The sequence below is a fragment of the Variovorax glucosi genome (assembly GCF_051216695.1).
Classification (GTDB): Bacteria; Pseudomonadota; Gammaproteobacteria; order Burkholderiales; family Burkholderiaceae_C; genus Variovorax.
In genome coordinates, this window is the sequence record NZ_JBPJZE010000002.1 from 260,349 (window position 1) to 279,548 (window position 19,200).

16 protein-coding genes, 1 pseudogene and 1 riboswitch are annotated in these 19,200 nt (G+C 64.2%); of the genes and pseudogenes, 10 read left to right on the forward strand and 7 right to left on the reverse strand.

Going from position 1 to position 19,200, the window contains the following annotated elements; translation table 11 throughout:
• The first annotated feature begins 60 nt into the window (after nt 1-60).
• The 4 genes from ACSFA3_RS09600 (at nt 61) to nhaA (ending at nt 4,701) form a co-directional block, all read left to right on the forward strand.
• The gene (locus ACSFA3_RS09600; RefSeq protein ID WP_435505220.1) at nt 61-297 is read left to right on the forward strand and encodes a hypothetical protein; all 237 of its coding nucleotides are present in this window, start codon (nt 61-63) and stop codon (nt 295-297) included.
• Entirely contained in the window at nt 272-1,870 is a 1,599-nt protein-coding gene (locus ACSFA3_RS09605) for a hypothetical protein (RefSeq protein ID WP_435505221.1), read from the forward strand. The genes ACSFA3_RS09600 and ACSFA3_RS09605 overlap by 26 nt, the downstream gene beginning before the upstream one ends.
• A gap of 255 nt (nt 1,871-2,125) precedes the next feature.
• Nucleotides 2,126-3,463 carry a hypothetical protein gene (locus tag ACSFA3_RS09610; protein WP_435505222.1) on the forward strand — a complete coding sequence of 446 codons (1,338 nt, stop codon included), beginning with the start codon at nt 2,126-2,128 and terminating at the stop codon, nt 3,461-3,463.
• A 53-nt stretch (nt 3,464-3,516) separates the two neighbouring features.
• Nucleotides 3,517-4,701 (forward strand): Na+/H+ antiporter NhaA, encoded by a 1,185-nt coding sequence (gene nhaA, locus ACSFA3_RS09615; RefSeq protein WP_435505223.1) that lies wholly within the window; start codon nt 3,517-3,519, stop codon nt 4,699-4,701.
• Here the strand turns inward: nhaA and ACSFA3_RS09620 are convergent.
• The 7 genes and pseudogenes from ACSFA3_RS09620 to ACSFA3_RS09650 all read right to left on the reverse strand — a co-directional run bounded on the left by ACSFA3_RS09620 (nt 4,670) and on the right by ACSFA3_RS09650 (nt 13,182).
• On the reverse strand, nt 4,670-5,494 hold the full coding sequence (locus ACSFA3_RS09620) for an HAD family hydrolase (RefSeq protein ID WP_435506190.1): 825 nt from the start codon (nt 5,492-5,494) through the stop codon (nt 4,670-4,672). The genes nhaA and ACSFA3_RS09620 overlap by 32 nt on opposite strands.
• Before the next feature lie 102 nt (nt 5,495-5,596).
• Nucleotides 5,597-6,022 (reverse strand): annotated as a pseudogene (locus ACSFA3_RS09625) (GtrA family protein); the annotation flags it as partial.
• Complete coding sequence (locus ACSFA3_RS09630) at nt 6,019-6,990, reverse strand: glycosyltransferase family 2 protein (protein WP_435505224.1); 972 nt, start codon at nt 6,988-6,990, stop codon at nt 6,019-6,021. The pseudogene ACSFA3_RS09625 and the gene ACSFA3_RS09630, both read right to left, overlap by 4 nt.
• Complete coding sequence (locus ACSFA3_RS09635) at nt 6,987-8,756, reverse strand: ArnT family glycosyltransferase (RefSeq protein WP_435505225.1); 1,770 nt, start codon at nt 8,754-8,756, stop codon at nt 6,987-6,989. The genes ACSFA3_RS09630 and ACSFA3_RS09635 overlap by 4 nt, the downstream gene beginning before the upstream one ends.
• 30 nt (nt 8,757-8,786) lie before the next feature.
• Entirely contained in the window at nt 8,787-10,424 is a 1,638-nt protein-coding gene (locus tag ACSFA3_RS09640; protein WP_435505226.1) for a peptide chain release factor 3, read from the reverse strand.
• Nucleotides 10,425-10,556: 132 nt separating this feature from the next.
• Complete coding sequence (locus tag ACSFA3_RS09645; protein ID WP_435505227.1) at nt 10,557-12,410, reverse strand: type II toxin-antitoxin system HipA family toxin; 1,854 nt, start codon at nt 12,408-12,410, stop codon at nt 10,557-10,559.
• Nucleotides 12,411-12,546: 136 nt separating this feature from the next.
• Nucleotides 12,547-13,182 (reverse strand): hypothetical protein, encoded by a 636-nt coding sequence (locus ACSFA3_RS09650; RefSeq protein WP_435505228.1) that lies wholly within the window; start codon nt 13,180-13,182, stop codon nt 12,547-12,549.
• Nucleotides 13,183-13,353: 171 nt separating this feature from the next.
• Nucleotides 13,354-13,423, forward strand: a riboswitch (S-adenosyl-L-homocysteine riboswitch).
• Nucleotides 13,424-13,507: 84 nt separating this feature from the next.
• On the opposite strand from ACSFA3_RS09650, the gene ahcY reads away from it, so the two are divergent.
• From ahcY to ACSFA3_RS09680, 6 genes are all read left to right on the forward strand, one after another.
• Nucleotides 13,508-14,980: an adenosylhomocysteinase gene (gene ahcY / locus ACSFA3_RS09655; protein WP_435505229.1), complete on the forward strand. Its 1,473-nt coding sequence runs from the start codon at nt 13,508-13,510 to the stop codon at nt 14,978-14,980.
• Between the two features lie 15 nt (nt 14,981-14,995).
• On the forward strand, nt 14,996-15,856 hold the full coding sequence (locus ACSFA3_RS09660; RefSeq protein ID WP_435505230.1) for a TlyA family RNA methyltransferase: 861 nt from the start codon (nt 14,996-14,998) through the stop codon (nt 15,854-15,856).
• The gene (gene metF / locus ACSFA3_RS09665; RefSeq protein WP_435505231.1) at nt 15,834-16,667 is read left to right on the forward strand and encodes a methylenetetrahydrofolate reductase [NAD(P)H]; all 834 of its coding nucleotides are present in this window, start codon (nt 15,834-15,836) and stop codon (nt 16,665-16,667) included. The genes ACSFA3_RS09660 and metF overlap by 23 nt, the downstream gene beginning before the upstream one ends.
• Nucleotides 16,664-17,413, forward strand: a complete 750-nt coding sequence (locus ACSFA3_RS09670; protein ID WP_435505232.1) for a septal ring lytic transglycosylase RlpA family protein — start codon at nt 16,664-16,666, stop codon at nt 17,411-17,413. Before metF ends, ACSFA3_RS09670 begins: the two co-directional genes overlap by 4 nt.
• A gap of 128 nt (nt 17,414-17,541) precedes the next feature.
• Entirely contained in the window at nt 17,542-18,822 is a 1,281-nt protein-coding gene (locus ACSFA3_RS09675) for a PQQ-dependent sugar dehydrogenase (protein WP_435505233.1), read from the forward strand.
• Nucleotides 18,819-19,145, forward strand: coding sequence for a c-type cytochrome (locus ACSFA3_RS09680; RefSeq protein WP_435505234.1), 327 nt, complete (start codon nt 18,819-18,821; stop codon nt 19,143-19,145). The genes ACSFA3_RS09675 and ACSFA3_RS09680 overlap by 4 nt, the downstream gene beginning before the upstream one ends.
• Nucleotides 19,146-19,200: the final 55 nt, after the last annotated feature.

Below are 19,200 nucleotides of genomic sequence, written 5' to 3' on the forward strand. Positions count from 1 at the left end.
CGAACGGTTCCCGAGGATGCAACGACGGCCACTCTCACAAGCCGAATACATCCCTCCGCCATGCTCGCCTTCTTCCAGAGCCAGAGCGCCGGCGGCATCCTGCCGGGCCTCGGCGTGCTGCCGGTCCGAAGCCGATACCTCGCCGCTGCACCGGCTCAAACACGCCCTGACCAGTCGGCGTGCAGCAATGCCGCGCCACCAATGGCATCAAGGGAATCGAGGGCAAATACGACGATTCCGAAGCTTGACCGGGCGGTGATGAAAGAACCTTGTGGATTCACTCCACAAGATCCTTGAAATGCCAATTGAAAATCCACCGTCGCCCAGCGGCACTCGTGGCATCCACGCCTCCACCAGGCTCCCGGGAAACATCTCCCCGACCGCCAATGCGTCCGTCCAGAATGCGAGTTTCGCGCGCGCGAATGTCGTATATCAGGCAACGACATCGGATGGCGCGGCTTTCGACCGGCAGCGCCTTTTGATGCGGGCCCGGCAACTTTCTGCCGCGATCGCCATACCCGGGGTTGACGGGCTTCTGCAGACGCAGCAAGCCCTCGGCGATATCGCGGAAGATGCGACCCTTCCGGAAAAGACCCGGGACGGTGCAGCCTACGAAATTGCGACATTGATTGACGAGACTGCAAGCGATTCGGTCGTGCGATTCCTGCGTGAGATGCAGACGCTTGCCGGTTCAGCCGGCGTGCCGGTCGGTACGGAATTGCCAGCGCCTTCGATGCCGGCCACCGGAGCGCAGCGCAACTACCCGTCGCCTCAAGCGCAAGCCCCGGTTCAGGTTCAGCCGACCCAGGCACAGGTCGGCGGAATGCCTGCCTTCGTACGTCCTGTTGACAATTATTTCAACACTCCGGCGCGGCTTAGAGCGGCGATCGTTCCGCACCCTTGGCCATGTATCCAAGAGGCAGAGGATCAGATCGTTGTACAGGGCATGGGCCGGCAGCAGTGCATCGACAATTTGATTGCAAGCAGAAACATCAGCAAAGCTACGGCAGCTGACCATTACAGAACGGCAACGAATCGTATTTCTTTCGGACTTACGCGTAAGCAAGCCGACGAAATGCTGGACTATGTCAAAAACTACGTGACGACGGGCAAAACGCCGAGGGCAATGGAAACCAGCATTGGCCGCAGATTTCTCGACGTTCCCCACAATCCGGCGGCGGTCGTAAGTCTCATCATTGCGGCGCAAGCGTATGTCAATCCAGATCCAAACGTGAATCCAAATGGCGCCGGCAAGGTTGCCGATATCAGCTGGGAGACCCTGCGCCCCCATATGCCTCCTGAGCATCTGAACCACTTCGCCGCAATGGAGACCAAAGGACGGGTCGCTCCCTACGCGACGCGCGGACACGTCAGCCCGCCGCCCATCGAGGTAGTTCCGTCAGTCGGGAATCCGCCTGCCGTCATCGATGTCACGGCACCTGCGATCGCCACAGTCGCACCCGTCGTGTCACCTCTCATGTCCACCGTCATGTCCACCGTCGCGGCCAACACCGCTTCGGCCGTTCCGATGCAGCAGCGCACAGCCGAAGAATGGAGTCGTTTCTTCCAGAAAGCGATCAACAGCGAAGTCGACACTGTGGAACCTTCTGCGAAACGTCAGCGACAAGGAGAGGCAAGCGGCAATTTCCCCGCGATGCCTCTTGAGCCTGTACATACACTGTTGCCGTCCATGCCCGCCGTACAGCAGACACAGGCTGCGCCTATCGCGATGGAAACGCTGCACATGCCGGCTGCACCATTGCCGGAAATTCCGCCTCCCGTACAGGCGGTCGAGCAGGCCGTGCACGTAGCCGTTCCGCCGACTGCCGTGGTTGCACAGAACCTCCCGGCGCAGAACCTGCCGTCCTGAGAAGGTGGCCGCATCCGCGGCCACTTAATCGGATTACTCCTAACGGTTGAAGAGCGTGTGCGATGGAGTCTCGGTGTTTCGTTTCACTGACCGAACACACGCAATGCCAATCGATTCATCGCCTCCTCCCACGCTTCCCTCCGGTACCAATGCCAATGCCGGCAGTGGTTCCCGGAGAACACCCCGGGACAATCCGGCGGCGCTGCGCAGCGGCCTCCCGCCTACGTGCGACCTGCCACCCTGCAGGTCACCACGATGCCTGCGATGGGAGGGCCCAAGTCGCAATCGCTGCAGGACTGGGCAAGGCAGCTTTCTGCCGATCTGAGCCGGCCGGGCGGTGCCGATGTCGGCTCGATGGTTCGCGGCCTGACTGGCATGGCGGACGATGCAAGCCTTCCCGCCGAAGTCCGCGATGCGGCTGCGATCGAATGTGCGAGCATGCACCGCGGCCTTTCGAGCACCCCGCTGATGACAAGATTTCTCGACATCGTTCAGCAGCAGATAGATGCCTCGGGGGACTTGCAGCATCTGCCTCCGACCCGGAACTTCGGCGCGTCGAACCCGCAGGCCCCGCAGGCCGTCAACGCAGAGCCTTTCATTCGCGCCATACAGACCGAATTGATGCAGTTTGTCGGACTCAACGCTCCAACCGCGCAGCCGCAGCCGCAGCCGCGGTCGCAGCGGCAGATGGAGCTCGCGAACCGCCCGCCGGTGAACGCCGCTATGCCTGCCTCCGTCTTGAAGATGGCGCGCCAGATCGTCGAAAATCCGGGTAAAAGCGCGATGGAGCACGCGAAAGATGTGGTCGAAAGCGAGGCCAGATCAAACCAAGATTCGGCAAGAGAGATTGTCAAACGGGGTCGCGGAGAGGTAGCGTTTGGGCTGACACAAGAAAAACTTCGCCTATTCACGACCGCATTGCAAGATGCGATGAGCCAGTCCAACAGTCAGGCATTTTCGAACACGATGATCGCGTACATGCGCGGACAACCCTACAACTTTCGTGTGGCCCCGGCGCTGTTCGACGCCGGGAAATTGCATCTCCATAACGGCGGGCCGCAAGCCGGCATCAACATCCCCGCACTTGTGAATCTGGTTCCTGAACCGGAACGCCGGTTCGTTGCAGCGCTGACGAAGCAGCCGACACCGGATGTGCCGGTCTACGCGACGCTGGGAGCCGTCAGTCCGACTGGTCCGGCACCGAACATCGCTCAAGCCTTCGCCGCGGCCGGACCGATGCTCGTGGCCGCGCAATGGGCCCAGCCAGCGGACATGCAGCAATTTCTGCAGACCCCGCTGCCGCTGCCGCAGCCAGAATCTGCGGAATCTGCCGCAAAACGGCTTCGCACACAGGGCGGTTTTGGCCAAGTGGCCTCCAACGCCGGAGAGACGGCCGCACAGGCGATCGACCTCGAGGCACTGCAGCCTTTTGCCTACCCGATGATCTCGCTCGTATCGCCCACGATGCCCGATAACCCTGCTACGCCCGCCACACGAGAGACTGCAAGCCCCGAAGCCAACGTCGTGGCGCAGGCCATTGCAAATGCGCAGCCTTCGGTTTCCACGACACAGCAACTGGCGCCATCGCCCTGAGTTCGAAGTAGGCGACAGGCCCGCGTCGCCGGGGGACATACTGCGGAGATTCCATGACGAAATCTTCCTCGCAACCACAGCCCTCCGCCATGCGCGCCTTCTTCCAGAGCCAGAGCGCCGGCGGCATCCTGCTGATGGCGGTCGCGGTGCTGGCCTTGCTGGTCGCCAACTCGCCGTTGTCGAGCCTGTACTTCGAAGTGCTGCAAGCGAAGGTCGTCGGCCTGAGCGTTCTGCACTGGATCAACGACGGCCTGATGGCCGTGTTCTTCCTGCTGGTCGGCCTGGAGATCAAGCGCGAGTTCCTCGACGGCCAGCTCGCCAGCTGGGACAAGCGCATCCTGCCCGGGCTCGGCGCATTGGGCGGCGTCGTCGCGCCGGCGTACATCTACGTGCTGTTCAACAGCGGCAATGCCCAGGCCCTGCGCGGCTGGGCGGTGCCGACGGCCACCGATATCGCCTTCGCGCTCGGCGTGCTGTCGCTGCTCGGGCCGCGGGTGCCGGCATCGTTGAAAGTGTTTCTAGCGGCGCTGGCGATCATCGACGACCTGGTCGCCGTGCTGATCATCGCGATCTTCTACACCGCCGGCATCTCGGCGCTCTACCTCGGACTTGCGGTTGCCGTGCTGGTCGCGCTGTTCGCGCTCAACCGCCTGCGAGTCGTGCGGCTGACGCCGTATGTCGTGCTCGGCGTCGCGCTCTGGTATTTCGTGCTTCGCTCCGGCGTGCATGCCACGCTGGCCGGTGTCGCGCTGGCCATGCTGGTGCCGATGGATATTCAGTGCAACCGGTCCGAAACCGATACCTCGCCGCTGCACCGGCTCGAACACGCGATCAGCCCGTGGAGTGCGTTTCTGGTGATCCCGGTGTTCGGCTTCGCCAATGCCGGCATCTCGTTCGCCGGCATGACGCTCGACACGCTGGCTCAGCCGGTCACCCTGGGCGTCGCGCTCGGCCTGATCTTCGGCAAGCAGATCGGCGTGCTCACTGCGGTCGTGCTGGCGACGAAAACCGGACTGGCGAAGTTGCCGGCCGGCGCGACCTGGACGCAGATGTATGGCGTCGCGCTGCTGTGCGGCATCGGCTTCACGATGAGCCTTTTCATCGGGCTGCTGGCCTTCGAGACGGCGGCGCAGCAGGAGGCGACCAAGCTTGGCGTGCTACTGGGCTCCGTGACCTGCGGCGTCGCGGGCTGGCTGCTGCTGCGCTTCAGCGGCGGCGGTCGCGTGCCGCCAGAATAAAACGCGTCACCTCCGCAAAACCTGCGCCGCGTTCGCCGCGTGAGACGTAGCGCGGCAGGTGCACCAGCTTCGGCACGAAGCGCGCGACGTTCGCGACACCGATGCTGTTTGCAAACGCTTCGAACATCACCTGGTCGTTGGTCGAATCGCCGACGTAGGCCCAGCGGTCCGTTTCGTCGTCGAGCCTGCGTCCCCAGAGTTCGCCGACGATCCAGCGCGCGCCCGACAGCTTGTCGTTGTCGCCGTACCAGCCGTTGATGTGGATGCTGCTGACCGTTGCCGTCATGCCTTCGCTGCGCATCAGCGCGACGACGGCGTCGATCTGCGTTTCGCTCAAATGCAGGAATTCGCTGTGGTCGATGGCAATGTCGGTTTCTCGACCTGCCGAATCGGTTGCGCGTACGGCGCCGGGAATCTCGCGCTCGATGCGGGCGAGCACCTTCTGCATCCGGGCGTAGCGGGCCGAGCGCGTCGGCGCGTCTGTCCGGTAGCGCTTTGTCGCGACCGGATGCTGCATGTCGCCGGGTCGCCAGGGTGCGGGTGGAATCATCGCGACGGCGCCGTTCTCCGCGACGATCGCATCGATCGGCCAGGCCGCGGCGAAGGGCTCGCTCCAGCCGACCGGGCGTCCGGTGATGGCGACGACATGCAGCCCGGCGGCTTTCAGGTCGGCAAGCGCCTGGAGTGCGTCGGGCGTGATGGCGCCTTCGGTGGTCAGCGTGTCGTCGATGTCGGTGAAGACGCCGATCAGCGCGCCGCGCGTTTCGGCAGGCCAGGTCTGGAGCGGGCGCATAAACGCGGTGGAAGCGGCGGAAGCGGTGGATGCGGTGAACGGCGGCGTCGGCACAGGCACCGGTCCGGTCGTTGCCGGAGCGGTCGACCTGAATACGAAATAGCGCGCGGCCAGGAAGTTCAGCGACATTCCCGCCAGGCTGCCCAGCGCCACGCCCAGCGCCGGCGCCCAGGGTGTCGGGACGAAATGCAGCGTGAGGACATAAATGAAATAGTTCACCGATGCACCACCGAGCATCGAGACGATGTAGCGGCCGTATTCGTGCCGGATAGACAGTGCGCGATCCGCACCGGCATCTTTTGTCGAGGCTGAAAAGGTGAAGCGCCGGTTGAGCCACCACGTTGCCGATGCAGCCGCGAGGAAGGACAGCACCCGGCCGGCGTACCAGCCCAGCACCGGCGCGAGCACGAACAGAACGACCAGGTCGACCAGCAGTCCGACGATGCCGACGGCGCCGAAACGCAGCAGTTGCCGTTGCAACGCGGATGCGCCGTGCGGGCCGGAGGTTCTTCTTGCGTGTTTCTTCATCTGCGCGCTTTCCTGGCGATGCCTCGCGTCGCCGGTATCGACAGGTACACCGAACGCTTGGCTTCCTGTCGTCCGAGCGTCACCGTATGCAATACGGCGCCGCAGACCTGCGCGAGCATGCCGGCGAGCATCACGCCGACTGCCAGCACGGCGGTCGGCAGCCGGGGCACCTGACCGGTCTGCCAGAAATAGACGATCAGCGGAACGGCGAGACCGATCGACACCGCGGCCAGCAGTGCCGAGACGGCCGTGAAGAATGCCAGCGGACGCTCGCTGATGAAAAGCCGCAGGATCGTCACGAGAATCCGCGCGCCGTCGCCGAACGTCGACAGCTTGCTTTCGGTGCCCTCGGCACGCGCCAGATAGGGCACCGGCAGTTCGCCGCATGGCATGCGCAGTTCGAGCGCATGCACCGTCAGTTCGGTTTCCGTCTCGAAGCCGTGTGCGGCCGCCGGAAACGATTTGACGTAGCGCCGCGAGAAAACCCGGTAGCCCGAAAGCATGTCCCTGAACTGCCCGCCGAACAGCCCGCCGACGCTGGACGTCAGCAGCCGGTTGCCCAGGCGGTGGCCCGGCCGGTAGGTCTGCGGGTTGCGACCGTCGTCGAAACGCGTGCCGACGACCATGTCGAGCCCGCGCGTACAGAGCATGTCGACCATTTCCGCCGCACGGCTCACGTCGTAGGTCGCATCGCCGTCGACCATGACGTAGATGTCGGCCTCGACGTCGGCGAACATGCGGCGCACGACGTTGCCCTTGCCCCGCAGCGCGACGTGCGTGACGCCGGCACCGTGCGCGCGGGCGACATCCGAGGTCGCGTCGGTCGAGTTGTTGTCGAAAACGTGGATCGAGGCACCGGGAAGTGCGGCGCGGCAGTCGACGATGACCTGCGCCACGGCGCCGGCTTCGTTGAAACACGGGATGACGACGGCGATGCGCAGAGCGGCAGAAGGAATGGCAGGCGTCATGGCGACTCGTTGGGGCTCACACGGTAGAGCCGGACGGCTCCTTCCGTGTGGCGCAGGATGAAAAAGCGATCGAACCCGGCCTGTCCGGCAAGGGCCGGCCAGCGGGCGGTGTCGAGCACCAGCGCGTCGAAGCCTTGCGATATCAGTTTGCGGTGCATGGCTGCGGGCGGCAACGCGACGACGTCGGCATAGCGCCACGGCCCGAAAACGTCGCCCCACACCGGATGTGGCGCATAGTAGAGCGACTCTTCCAGGCCGAGCTGGTAGATGCGGCCGGACGGGTTCTCCCGCAGCCACGCCCACATGCCGTAGCCGTTCACTTCCGACAGAAGCAGCGCTTCACGCTCGGCTGGCGTGACGGCGATGCGCTGGGCATGGCGCAGCGTCCAGGTCGTGCCGGCAACAAGAACGCACAGCATCAGCAGAGCGCCGCAAAAGCGAGCGACGCGAGCGACACGAGCAACGCGCGGCGCCAGCGCGGATGAAGCGCGTCGGCGCGCGACGCGAACGACGTGGCATGCACCCGCCGCCGAAAGCAGTACGAGCACCGGATACGCCGTCATCAGATATCGCGGATAGCGCGACGTAACCACCCACACGAACAGCATGTAGCCGCCCAGCGCCAGCGCACCGCGCACGGCAGGCCGTCGATGCAGCGCGGCGATGAACGGCACCGCCACGGCAGGCCAGAGCAGCCAGTCGGGCCATCCGGCCTTGTCGCGCAGGTCGGCGAACTGGCCCTGGTAGTCGGCCAGGTTCCAGTCGCTGAAGCCGAACAGCCGACCGCCGATCGGGTTGAACGGATCGCCGGTCAGCCACGCATTGCGCGCATACCAATAGATGCAGGGCAGCGCCAGGGCGAAGACAGCCATCAGCCACGTCGTCGGGCGGCGATCGCGCATCGCCAGCACGACCGCGAAGAAAGGCAGCAGCGCCAGCACCTGGTATTTGGCGCCCGCCGCCACGCCCAGGCTGAAAGCCGAAACGACCAGCCAGCGCCGAGCCTGGGTGCCGTGCCACTCCAGGAGCGCAGCGCACGCCACTAATATGAAGAGCGTTGCGCCCATGTCGATATAGGCGCGGTCGTACTGGCTCTTCGACAGGATCAGCCAGAGCGCTACCGCAGCACCGCCCGCCACGCGATCCCGCAGATGGCGCACGCCCAATCCGTAGATCAGCCACGCGGTGAGCCAGCCGGCCGCTGCGTGCAGCAGGTGCGGCAGGATGTCGTTGCCGAACAGCAGGGCGCCGGCGAACAGCAGGTCGTAATTGGACGGGAACCACGGGTAGCGCAGCCAGTCGTTGATCTGCAGCCGCCCGGTGGCTGCCCATTGCTGCGCGTGCGGCAGGTGATAGGCAAGCTCGTCCCAGGCCATCGGCGGGGAGAGCGGTGCGAGAAGGGTGGGAACCGCCAGCAATGCGACCGCAACGAAAGTCCACTTCTCGGCGGTGGTGGATGCTTTTGCGCGGTCCGTGCCCGGCGCAGCCTGTCGACCATTGCGTATTCGACGGACGACTTCCATAGCGCCGCAGATTGCGCCGAATCCGGCCAGCATCAGCACCGGCGTCCTCGTCAGCGCGCCGCCGATTCCCAGCGCCTGCAACGCGCAGATCCAGATGCCGATGCCCAGCGCGATCGCGACCGGCTCCGTCATCGCGCTGCCAGGCATGCCGCGCAGCAACGCCCAGCCGACGCCCCAGCAGCCGAAAAGCCAGGCGGCGAGCAGCGCGTACTGTCCGCCCGCGAAGGCCAGCGTGTTCAGCACGGACGAAAGTTCTTGATTCGATCGCGGCGATCAGCCGGCGTTCTGCAGCGAAAGGCCCGCATGCTCGCGCAGCGGATGGAAATGGATCTTCGGAAAGCGCTCCTGCGCCAGCCGCACGTCGTACGGCGAGGTGCACAGATAGGCCAGCGTGTTCGCCGCGTCCAGCGCCATCCGCACCGGGTAGGCGTTGACGAATTCGCGCAGCTCCGTCGGCGTGTCGGCTGTAATCCAGCGCGCGCCGGTGTACTGGCAACCTTCGAGCCGCACATCGCAGTCGTATTCGCCCTTCAGGCGGTGCTGCACGACTTCGAATTGCAGCTGGCCGACGGCGCCCAGCAGCATCGGACCGCCGACTTCGGGGCGGAACACCTGGATCGCGCCTTCTTCGCCAAGCTGCGCCAGCCCCTGCTGCAACTGTTTTGTGCGCAGCGGATTCTTCAGGATCACCGTCATGAACAGTTCCGGCGCGAAAAACGGCAGGCCGGTGAACATCAGGTTCGCGCCGTCGGTGATCGTGTCGCCCAGCTGCACGCCGCCGTGCGTGGTAAAGCCGACGATGTCGCCCGCATAGGCTTCCTCGACGGCTTCGCGGCGCTGGCTCATGAAGGTGACCACGCTGGTCGGACGCAGCTCCTTCGACGTGCGCTGTACCTTGAGCTTCATGCCCGGCGTGTACTTGCCCGATGCCATGCGCACGAAGGCGATGCGGTCCCTGTGCGACGGGTCCATGTTGGCCTGCACCTTGAAAACGACGCCGGCGAAGTCCTTGTCTTCGGGCTGGATCTCCTTCACCACCGGCTGGCGATTCACCAGCACGGTGCTGGTGCGCGACTGCGGCGACGGCGCCAGGTCGACCAGCGCGTCGAGCACTTCCATCACGCCGAAGTTGTTCACGCCGGAGCCGAAGAAAACCGGCGTCTGCCTGCCGGCCAGGAAGGCTTCGCGGTCCCAGGCGGGAGAGGCGCCGGCGGCGAGTTCCATGCTCTGCTCGGCGTTTTCGAATTCGCTGCCGAAGCGCTTGATGAGTTCGGCGCGGTTGTCGAGGCGGATCGTCTCGAATTCCTGCGGCAGGCGCTCCTTGCCCGAATCGAACACCGTCATCGTCTGCGTGCGCAGATTCATGATGCCGCCGAAGCTCTTGCCCTGGCCGACCGGCCAGGTCATCGGCACGCAGGGCATGCCCAGCTCGCGCTCGATCTCGTCGAGGATGTCGAGCGGCTCGCGCACCTCGCGGTCCATCTTGTTGACGAACGTGATGATCGGCGTGTCGCGCTGCCGGCAGACCTCGATCAGCCGCCGCGTCTGCGCTTCGACGCCGTTGGCCGCGTCGATCACCATCAGCGCGGAATCGACGGCCGTGAGCACGCGGTAGGTGTCTTCGGAGAAGTCCTTGTGGCCGGGCGTGTCGAGCAGGTTGATGACATGCTCGCGGTAGAGCATCTGCATCACCGAGGAAGCGACCGAGATGCCGCGCTGCTTCTCGATTTCCATCCAGTCGGATGTCGCATGACGCGTCGCCTTGCGCGCCTTCACCGAGCCGGCGATCTGGATCGCGCCGGAGAACAGCAGCAGCTTTTCGGTCAGCGTGGTCTTGCCGGCGTCGGGGTGGGAAATGATCGCGAAGGTGCGACGGCGCTTGGTTTCTTTGAGGAAAAGATCGGATGACATGGTGGGGAACGACGAATGTATGCGCGTTTATGTACGCAATTCAAGAGCTTGGCAGCGAAGCTCGCAGAGCCGTTCGTCGCGCCTGCGGGCGGTGTGCCACTTTGGGGCAATTGTCTCAGGGTAGAAGCTGGTCTAGCTGAATGCGTCGAGGCGCTCGCGGCAGAGCGCGAGCGTCCGCTGGGCAGTCTCGGCGGTTTGCGCGATCGCCAGAGCGATACGCGGAACCGCCAGAGCATCGAGCGCAGTGCCGAACTGGTTGAGCATCCGGTCGATATTTTCATTGGCATCGCCCGCACGCAGCCCGGCCAGGGTTGCAAGGGCGACGAAATCGGCGCGGCGCAATCGCTCGTCTTTCCCGTTGAGCTTGAGCGCCATGCGGTCATGCGCGAGGTTCGGAAAGACGCGTGTGGTGACGGTGTCGTAGACAGGAGCCATCCGCACCGACTGGAAATTCTCTTCACCTTCGCGCGCGATCTTGAGAAGCGCCATGTTCTTTAGATGCATATCGCCATCGGCGATAAGCCATGCGAACAAAGCACGCTGCATCAGCGTGCGCAAATCGCTTTCGGGATCCGTTGAAAGCGGACGCAGCGCCCGGGCGATGCGTTCGATCGTGCCGGTGTATTTGTCCTCGGGGCCGAGCCCCAGCACCGAGCACATGTCTTCCATGGCGATGAGGCGGACATCGCCGTCCTGGTCCCGGATATCAAACCGCTCGACGAGCAGCGCGGGCGGCAGGGTACCCGGCATCGGAACCAGCGCGTGATCCGGTGTTTCGAACCCGACTGCGCGCGCCAGGCCAAGTCCGATCCATTCGACAACGGGCAGCGCCTCGAACCCGCTCGTACCTGCCGGTTTGAGGATGTGGGTAAACGGTCCAGCTGTCGCTGGCGCGAGAACGCCGTTCGTATCCAGGTGCATAGGCGCCTTGATCTGCACACCGGAGAGACGCGGCATGTCGGCGCTTTGATAGAGGCGCGCGAGACGCTGCTCGAAGTCTTGCCCGAACGCGCCGCGTCCGGGACCGGCATAGGTTCCCGTGAATACGCCTTCACCGGCAAATGCTGCAAGGCGCGTGGAAATGCTGTCTGCAGGCAACGCCTCAAGCTCTTCGGTGCGCTCCGAGATCGTGATGTTGGACATGTAGCGCTTGCCTTCTCGCAGGACGGTGCGCTCGTCGGTCTCCTTCAGGACATGTTCCAGCCACCCTTCCGGCAACAGCGACACGATGAAGGGCGGCAGCCGCCCCGGCGTGATCTGGCGGACAAGCGACGGCAGCTTTGGCTCGCGCACAGTGTTTGTCCATCGCCATTCGAATCCATCGTGAGAAAGCTGCCCGATCAGCAGCTTGTGCCACGCCACCTGAAGAGCGAATGCCGCTTCATTGCGTAGCGGTTCGCCAGTGCCAGGGCCAGGGCGGCGCAGCAGATATTTTTCCGCCCCTTCACCTTCCTTGTACCAGTCGTTCTCTTTGGCAAGAGCCCAGACCGCATCGGCAGCGCCGCGCGCGTCGCCGTATTCTTCTATCAATCGCGCGGCGATGGTTTCCCGCATGCCGGTGTCGATCGATGCTGCATGCTCGCTACGCTGGCGAAACGCTTCGAGGATCCTTTGCCGTGGTGCCGACACGGACACCGGAAATTCGCCGAGGCTGTCGGCGACGACGGCGCTGGCAACCGAGGGCCGGTCCGATGCTCTGTTTTGAACGATCTCGAGGCCGCGAATGCGCGTCCGCTGAACGCGGCTACCGCTCAGGTACAGGCGACCGTCACGCGTTGGCCCGAGGAGCACGGCGCTGGCGGCCGAAAGATAGGCGCGCGGATAGAGGTAGCGGGCGATGCGGACCGCATGCGCCATTACGACCTGGTCGGCATCGTCACCGGCATCGACGTAAATACCGCGCATCAGCTGTAGCAGTTTTCCCGTCTCAGCCAGATAGTGGCTGCGGGTTTTGTCAATCGTCTCGCCGACCAAGTAGAGTGCCATTTCCTAACTTTCCCGAACCTCAGATACGAGAAGGTTAGCAAAGCCGGCGTTCATTTTCCGAAAAAACTAACTTTCGCGTATTTCAAGTACGCGAAAGTTAGAACTGTTCACGCGAAAAGCTGCCAAGTGCCAGTCCTCACATCGGCGGCACGAACCCGTTCTTCCCTGCCAGCACCCGCAGCGCCGTCGGCACGCCGTTCCGTTCCTGCGCATTCACAAGGACCCTCGCGCCCGGCGCCAGCAGCGCTTCGTCGCCCGGCCGGAAAGTGACGACCGGCACGTCTGCCGGCACGATCACGACCTTTTCGCCGCCCTTGTAGCTCAGCCGCATCTGCTGGCCGCCGCGGACAGCCGCTGGCGCCGATGCCATGTCGGCGACGGTGGCGTTGGTCATGGTGCTTTGCGGTTCCAGATCCCAGGGGAAGTGTCCTTCGCCCGTGCCGCGCGCGGCTTCGGGAAACACCAGCACTTCACGCGCCTTCTGCGTTCCGTCGGGCTGCGGCATGGCGGCCGTGCCGACGTAGCTGCCCGGCTTGATATCGGCCAGCTTGATCCGGTACACCTCAGAAATCGACAGGTTCGGCGCGCGCGCCAGGCTGACGACCTCGCCGCCGCGGTCTTTCACGATGATGCTTTTCGCGTCCGCGAAGACCACGGTTCCTCGGATACGGACCGTGGGCGACGCGGACTGGGCCGCTGCGAGCGTCGACAGCGTCAGCGCGGCGACTGTGCAGAGCGCCGCGGCGGAGGAAAAGCGGAAAGCGGATGGCATGGAAAGCATGAGGTGGGCGCCTTGAAATCGGGCCGTGCCAGTCGCCAGCGGCACTGTCGCGCGGTCCGTCGGGCAATGTAGATTGCACGGCGATGGGCACATGTCGGCGGGAAGCCCGACCCGCGCGGCTGTAGGGATTGGCGCCAAGACGGCACCTTGGGCTAAGATCCCATCTCCGAGGAGCGTTGCAGCGCCGTACAGGCGTGAGGCTCGGACACAGTCGCAACCACGCTCACCCGCTGTTCTCGCGGTGAGTCTTTCTCTTTCGAAACTCCCTCGTGCAGCGGCTTGTCCGAAATCTTCTGTAACCGTCTGGAGTTCTCTCATGAGCGCTGTACTCAATCGCCCCGTTGCATCCCCCATCCCATCCGTCGCGCTGACGGCAGCCCAATCCGCCGATCAGGCCATTGCCGACATCTCCCTAGCTGCCTGGGGCCGCAAGGAAACCCGCATCGCCGAAACCGAAATGCCGGGCCTGATGGCCATTCGCGAAGAATTCTCGATGGCACAGCCGCTCAAGGGCGCGCGCATTACCGGTTCGATCCACATGACGATCCAGACGGCCGTGCTGATCGAGACGCTGCAGGCGCTCGGTGCTTCGGTGCGCTGGGCTTCGTGCAACATCTTTTCCACGCAGGACCATGCTGCCGCCGCCATTGCCGCTGCCGGCACGCCGGTGTTTGCCATCAAGGGCGAAACGCTGAAGGATTACTGGGACTACACCCATTCGATCTTCGAATTCGGTCCCAAGGGTTCCAATGGCGAAGGCCCGAACATGATCCTGGACGACGGCGGCGACGCCACGTTGCTGATGCATCTCGGCCAGCGCGCCGAGAAGGACCTGGGCGTTCTCGCCGACCCGACCAGCGAAGAAGAACGCATCCTGTACGCAGCCATCAAGGCCAAGATCGCCGTCGATTCGACCTGGTACACCCGCAAGGCCGCCGAAATCATCGGCGTGACCGAAGAGACGACCACCGGCGTGCACCGCCTGAACGAGATGTCCGCCAAGGGCACGCTGCAGTTCCGCGCGATCAACGTGAACGACTCGGTCACCAAGAGCAAGTTCGACAATTTGTACGGCTGCCGCGAATCGCTGGTGGACGGCATCAAGCGCGCCACCGACGTGATGATCGCCGGCAAGGTCGCGGTCGTGGCCGGTTACGGCGACGTGGGCAAGGGCTCGGCGCAGGCGCTGCGCGCATTGAGCGCACAGGTCTGGGTCACCGAAATCGACCCGATCAACGCGCTGCAGGCCGCGATGGAAGGCTACAAGGTCGTGACGATGGCGTATGCCGCCGACAAGGCTGACATCTTCGTGACGACCACCGGCAACAAGGACGTCATCACGCACGACACCATGGCCGCCATGAAGGACCAGGCAATCGTCTGCAACATTGGCCACTTCGACAACGAGATCGACGTCGCGTCGATCGAGAAGTACGAATGGGAAGAGATCAAGCCGCAGGTCGACCACATCACCTTCCCGAACGGCAAGAAGATCATCCTGCTGGCCAAGGGCCGTCTGGTGAACCTGGGCTGCGGCACGGGCCACCCAAGTTTCGTGATGTCGTCGTCGTTCGCCAATCAGGTGATCGCTCAGATCGAACTCTTTACGAAGGCCGACGTGTACGAAGCCGGCAAGGTCTACGTGCTGCCTAAGCACCTGGACGAGAAGGTCGCCCGCCTGCACCTGAAGAAGGTCGGCGCGATGCTGACCGAACTGACCGACGCGCAAGCCGCATACATCGGCGTCGACAAGGCGGGTCCGTACAAGGCAGACACGTACCGCTATTGATCGCGCAAGGTATTCATGCGCGCTGATCAATTGCTGGTGGAACGCGGCATGGCCGCTTCGCGTTCGCAGGCCGTCCGGCTGATTTCGGGTGGACTGCGCTGGCGCGATGCGGGCAGCGTCGATGCCTGGCGCAGCGTCGTCAAGAACCGCGACGACATCCCCGAATCGGCCGAGCTCGAACTCGATGATGCGGCGGAGTCGCGCTATGTCTCGCGTGGCGGCCTGAAGCTCGAGGGCGCGCTGGCGGCCACAGGCATCGCGGTTGCCGGCAAGCATTGCCTGGACGTCGGCCAGTCGACCGGCGGATTCACCGACTGCCTGCTTCAACACGAAGCTGCGCATGTGGTCGGCGTCGATGTCGGCCACGGCCAGCTGCACGCACGCATCCGCGACGATGTGCGCGTGACGGCGATCGAGCAGGTCAATGCGCGTGCACTGAGCGCCGACGACCTGTTCGGATCGGACGACGAAGACGACGAAGGCGGCAACCAGGACGAAAGCGCCGAGCGCGCGGATTTCGATCTCGTGGTCGCCGATCTCTCCTTCATCTCGCTGACGCTGGTTTTGCCGGCGTTGGTTCCGTTTCTCGCGCCGGGCGGCGACATGCTGATGCTGGTCAAGCCGCAGTTCGAACTGCAGCCGGGTCAGGTCGGCAAGGGCGGCATCGTGCGCGATCCCGCGATGTACGACATCGTCGAGGCGCGGTTGCGCGAAACCTGCGCGGCGCTGGATCTTCGCGTGGCGCACTGGCTCGACAGTCCGATCGCCGGCGGCGACGGCAACCGCGAATTCTTCATTCATGCCGTGCATGCCATCCACGAGGGAGGCAGCAGCGGCCATTCAGGAGACGCACATGCGCCTTCCGCTCAGCTTTGAGTTCTTCCCCACAAAGACGGCCGAAGGCGCGGTCAAGCTGCGCGCCGTGCGCCAGCAGCTCTATGCGCTGAAGCCGGAGTTCTGCTCGGTGACCTACGGCGCCGGCGGTTCGACGCACCAGGGCACTTTCGACGCGGTACGTGAAATCCTGTCCGAAGACATGGATGCCGCCAGCCACTTCTCCTGCATCGGCGCCACCCGCGCCACCGTGCGCGCGCAGCTTGCAGAGCTCAAGGCGATGGGCGTGCGCCGTCTTGTCGCACTCCGCGGTGATCTGCCGAGCGGCTACGGCATCGGCGGCGAATTCCAGTACGCAAGCGATCTGGTGACTTTCATCCGCGAGGAAACAGGCCGGGATTTCCACGTCGAGGTCGCCTGCTATCCGGAAATCCATCCGCAGGCGCGCTCGCCCGAAGCCGATCTGCAGGCCTTCGCCATAAAGATGAAGGCCGGTGCCGATTCGGCGATCACGCAGTATTTCTTCAGCGCGGAGGCGTACTTCCGCTTCGTCGACGACGCGAAAAAGCTTGGCGTCGACGCACCGATCGTGCCGGGTGTGATGCCGATCACCAGTTCGACGCAACTGCTGCGCTTTTCGGACGCCTGCGGTGCGGAGATTCCTCGCTGGATCAGGCTGCGGCTCCAAGGCTACGGCGACGATGTGGAATCGATCCGCGCGTTCGGGCTCGATGTGGTGGCGGGGCTTTGCGAAAGCCTTCGAGACGGCGGCGCCCCGGCGCTGCATTTCTACACGATGAACCAGGCCGCAGCGCCGCTGGCCGTGCTGGACCGCATCGGCTGGAGACCATGAGTCTGCCGCCCTGGTGCGGCAAATGCTGCGCCGGGCTGGTTGGCGCGGTCAGGACCACTCTGTCGATCGTGGTGTTCGGTGTGCTCGCTGCCTGCACCGCGCCGCCGTCAGGTGTCACCTCCGCAGAGCCGGAGGCAAATCAGGCGGGGCAGGGCGCATCGTCGGGCATCGGATTGCGGCCCCTGGTGCGTGAGATGGCCGTGCCGGCAGGTGCGCAGCCACGATCGACGGTTGCGCGGGTGAACTACGAGTTGTCGTCTTCCGGATCGGACCTGCCGCCCGACGACGGCCTGCCCGGCGACGAAATCGCGCCGCGCGAGATCTTTCAGCGCGGCGGCGCGTCGTGGTACGGCATCCAGTTCCATCAGCGCCGCACCGCCAACGGCGAACGTTTCGACATGTCCGCCTTCACTGCCGCCCATCGAACGCTGCCTTTCGGCACCGTCGTATGCGTGCGCAGCCTGACCAACGGGCGCGAAGTGCCGGTGCGCGTCAACGATCGTGGTCCGTTCGGACCCGGTCGAATCATCGACCTGAGTCGCGCGGCGGCCGAAGCCATCGACATGGTCGGCCTGGGCATCAAGCAGGTGGCCATCACCGTGATCGAAAACCGCAAAACAAGTTGCGCCGGCGCGACAGTCGACCTCGCCGCACTGGCAGCGCAATCGGCAAGCGGCGACGACGTGGTGACAGCGCCGCAAGTGCCGGTTTCGCGTCGTTTGCCAGTGGTGCCTCGCCGGCGTTGACCGCCGCCTGCGTCGATTTTCGATTCGAGTCGCATGAGCGAAATGCGTGCACCTAGGGCAAGTCCTAATCGAAGGCAGCTGCATCGCATCGCACAGTCAAGTGGGAATTCAATAACAGGAGACAAAAAATGCCCGTAACCGTGCGCTATTCCGCGCGTTTCGCCCTGGCCGCTGTTGCCCTTGCGGCCATAGCGGCAGTTTCTCTGCCCGCCTCGGCGCAGAACATCGACAAGCTCAAGCAGATGAAGGTGTCGGGCACCGACCCCAACATCCCCACCGTCGCGCAGACCGGCAAGAATGCAGACCAGCTTCGCGCCAATCTGAAGGCAATCAAGCTGCCGCCGGGCTTCAAGATCGATCTGTACGCCGTGGTGCCGGACGCCCGATCCCTCGCAGTGGCGCCGGCCGCCAACATGATGTTCGTCGGCACCCGCAAGACCAATGTCTGGGCCGTGACCAACCGCAACGGCGGCGACACCGCCACCGAGGTCAAGCAGTTCGCCCCGTCGCTGAACTTTCGAAATCCCAACGCAGTTTGCTGGACCAAGGACGGCTTCCTGATCGTCGTCGAAAGCAATCACGTCTATTCGTTCCCGGGCGCAGAGTTCTTCTACGACACCCCCGACGTGGCCGTCAGCGAAGTCGTTTCGCAGGGTCAGCTGATCCCGCCGGAGGAAGAGTCGTTCAATCACAGCGGTCGCGTCTGCCGCGTCGGCCCCGACAACAAGCTCTACATCTCGCTGGGCCAGCCGTTCAACGTCCAGCCTCGCGAGAAGCTTGCGCTCTACACCAAGACCGGCATGGGCGGTATCGTGCGCATGAACCAGGACGGCAGCGGTCGCGAGGTCTTCGCCACGGGCATCCGCAATTCGGTCGGCATGGACTTCAACCCGAAGGACGGCAGCCTCTGGTTCACCGACAACCAGACCGACGGCATGGGTGACGACATTCCGCTGGGCGAAATCAACCGTGCCACCAAGCCGGGTCAGTTCTTCGGCTACCCGTACATCGTCTCCAAGACGCGCATCACCGAAAACGGCTACGACAAGGATCCCATTCCCGCCGGCGCCGTGGACCCGCAAGTCACGACCGTGGCGCACGCGGCCGATCTCGGGATGGCTTTCTACTCGGGCAAGCAGTTCCCGGCCAAGTACCAGGGCGGCTTCTTCTCGGCACAGCACGGCTCCTGGAACCGGACCAAGCCGGTCGGTGCGCGGCTGCTGTACACATCTCTGAAAGCCGACGGCACGGCCGACAAGAACGAGGTCTTCGCCGAGGGCTGGCTGGACGATTCCACCGGCACCTACCGCGGCCGGCCGGTGGACGTGGCGGTCGGCAAGGACGGTTCGCTGTTCGTGTCCGACGACTATGCGGGCGCTGTGTACCGCATTACCTATCAGGCACCATGAACTTTCGCGCTGTCATTTGCATAGGTGCTTTGGCGGCTGCCGCCGCTGCACCGGCGGCGATGGCCGCCAGCGCCGCCGCAGGCAAGACCAAGGCAGCGGCATGCGCCGCCTGCCACGGTCCAATGGGAAAATCCACGATGCCCGACGCCCCCAACCTTGCCGGGCAACCCGCCATGTATTTGGCGGAGCAGCTCAAGGCCTACCGCAGCGGCACACGCAAGCACGAGGTGATGTCGATGATGGCGAAGCCGTTGAAGGACGCCGACATCGACGATCTTTCGGCCTGGTTCGCGTCGATCCAGGTGCAGGTTCAGGCGCCATAGGCGACGCAAGTGACGCAAGTGCCGCAAATGCCACGAGTGCGCTGAGCGCTGCTCG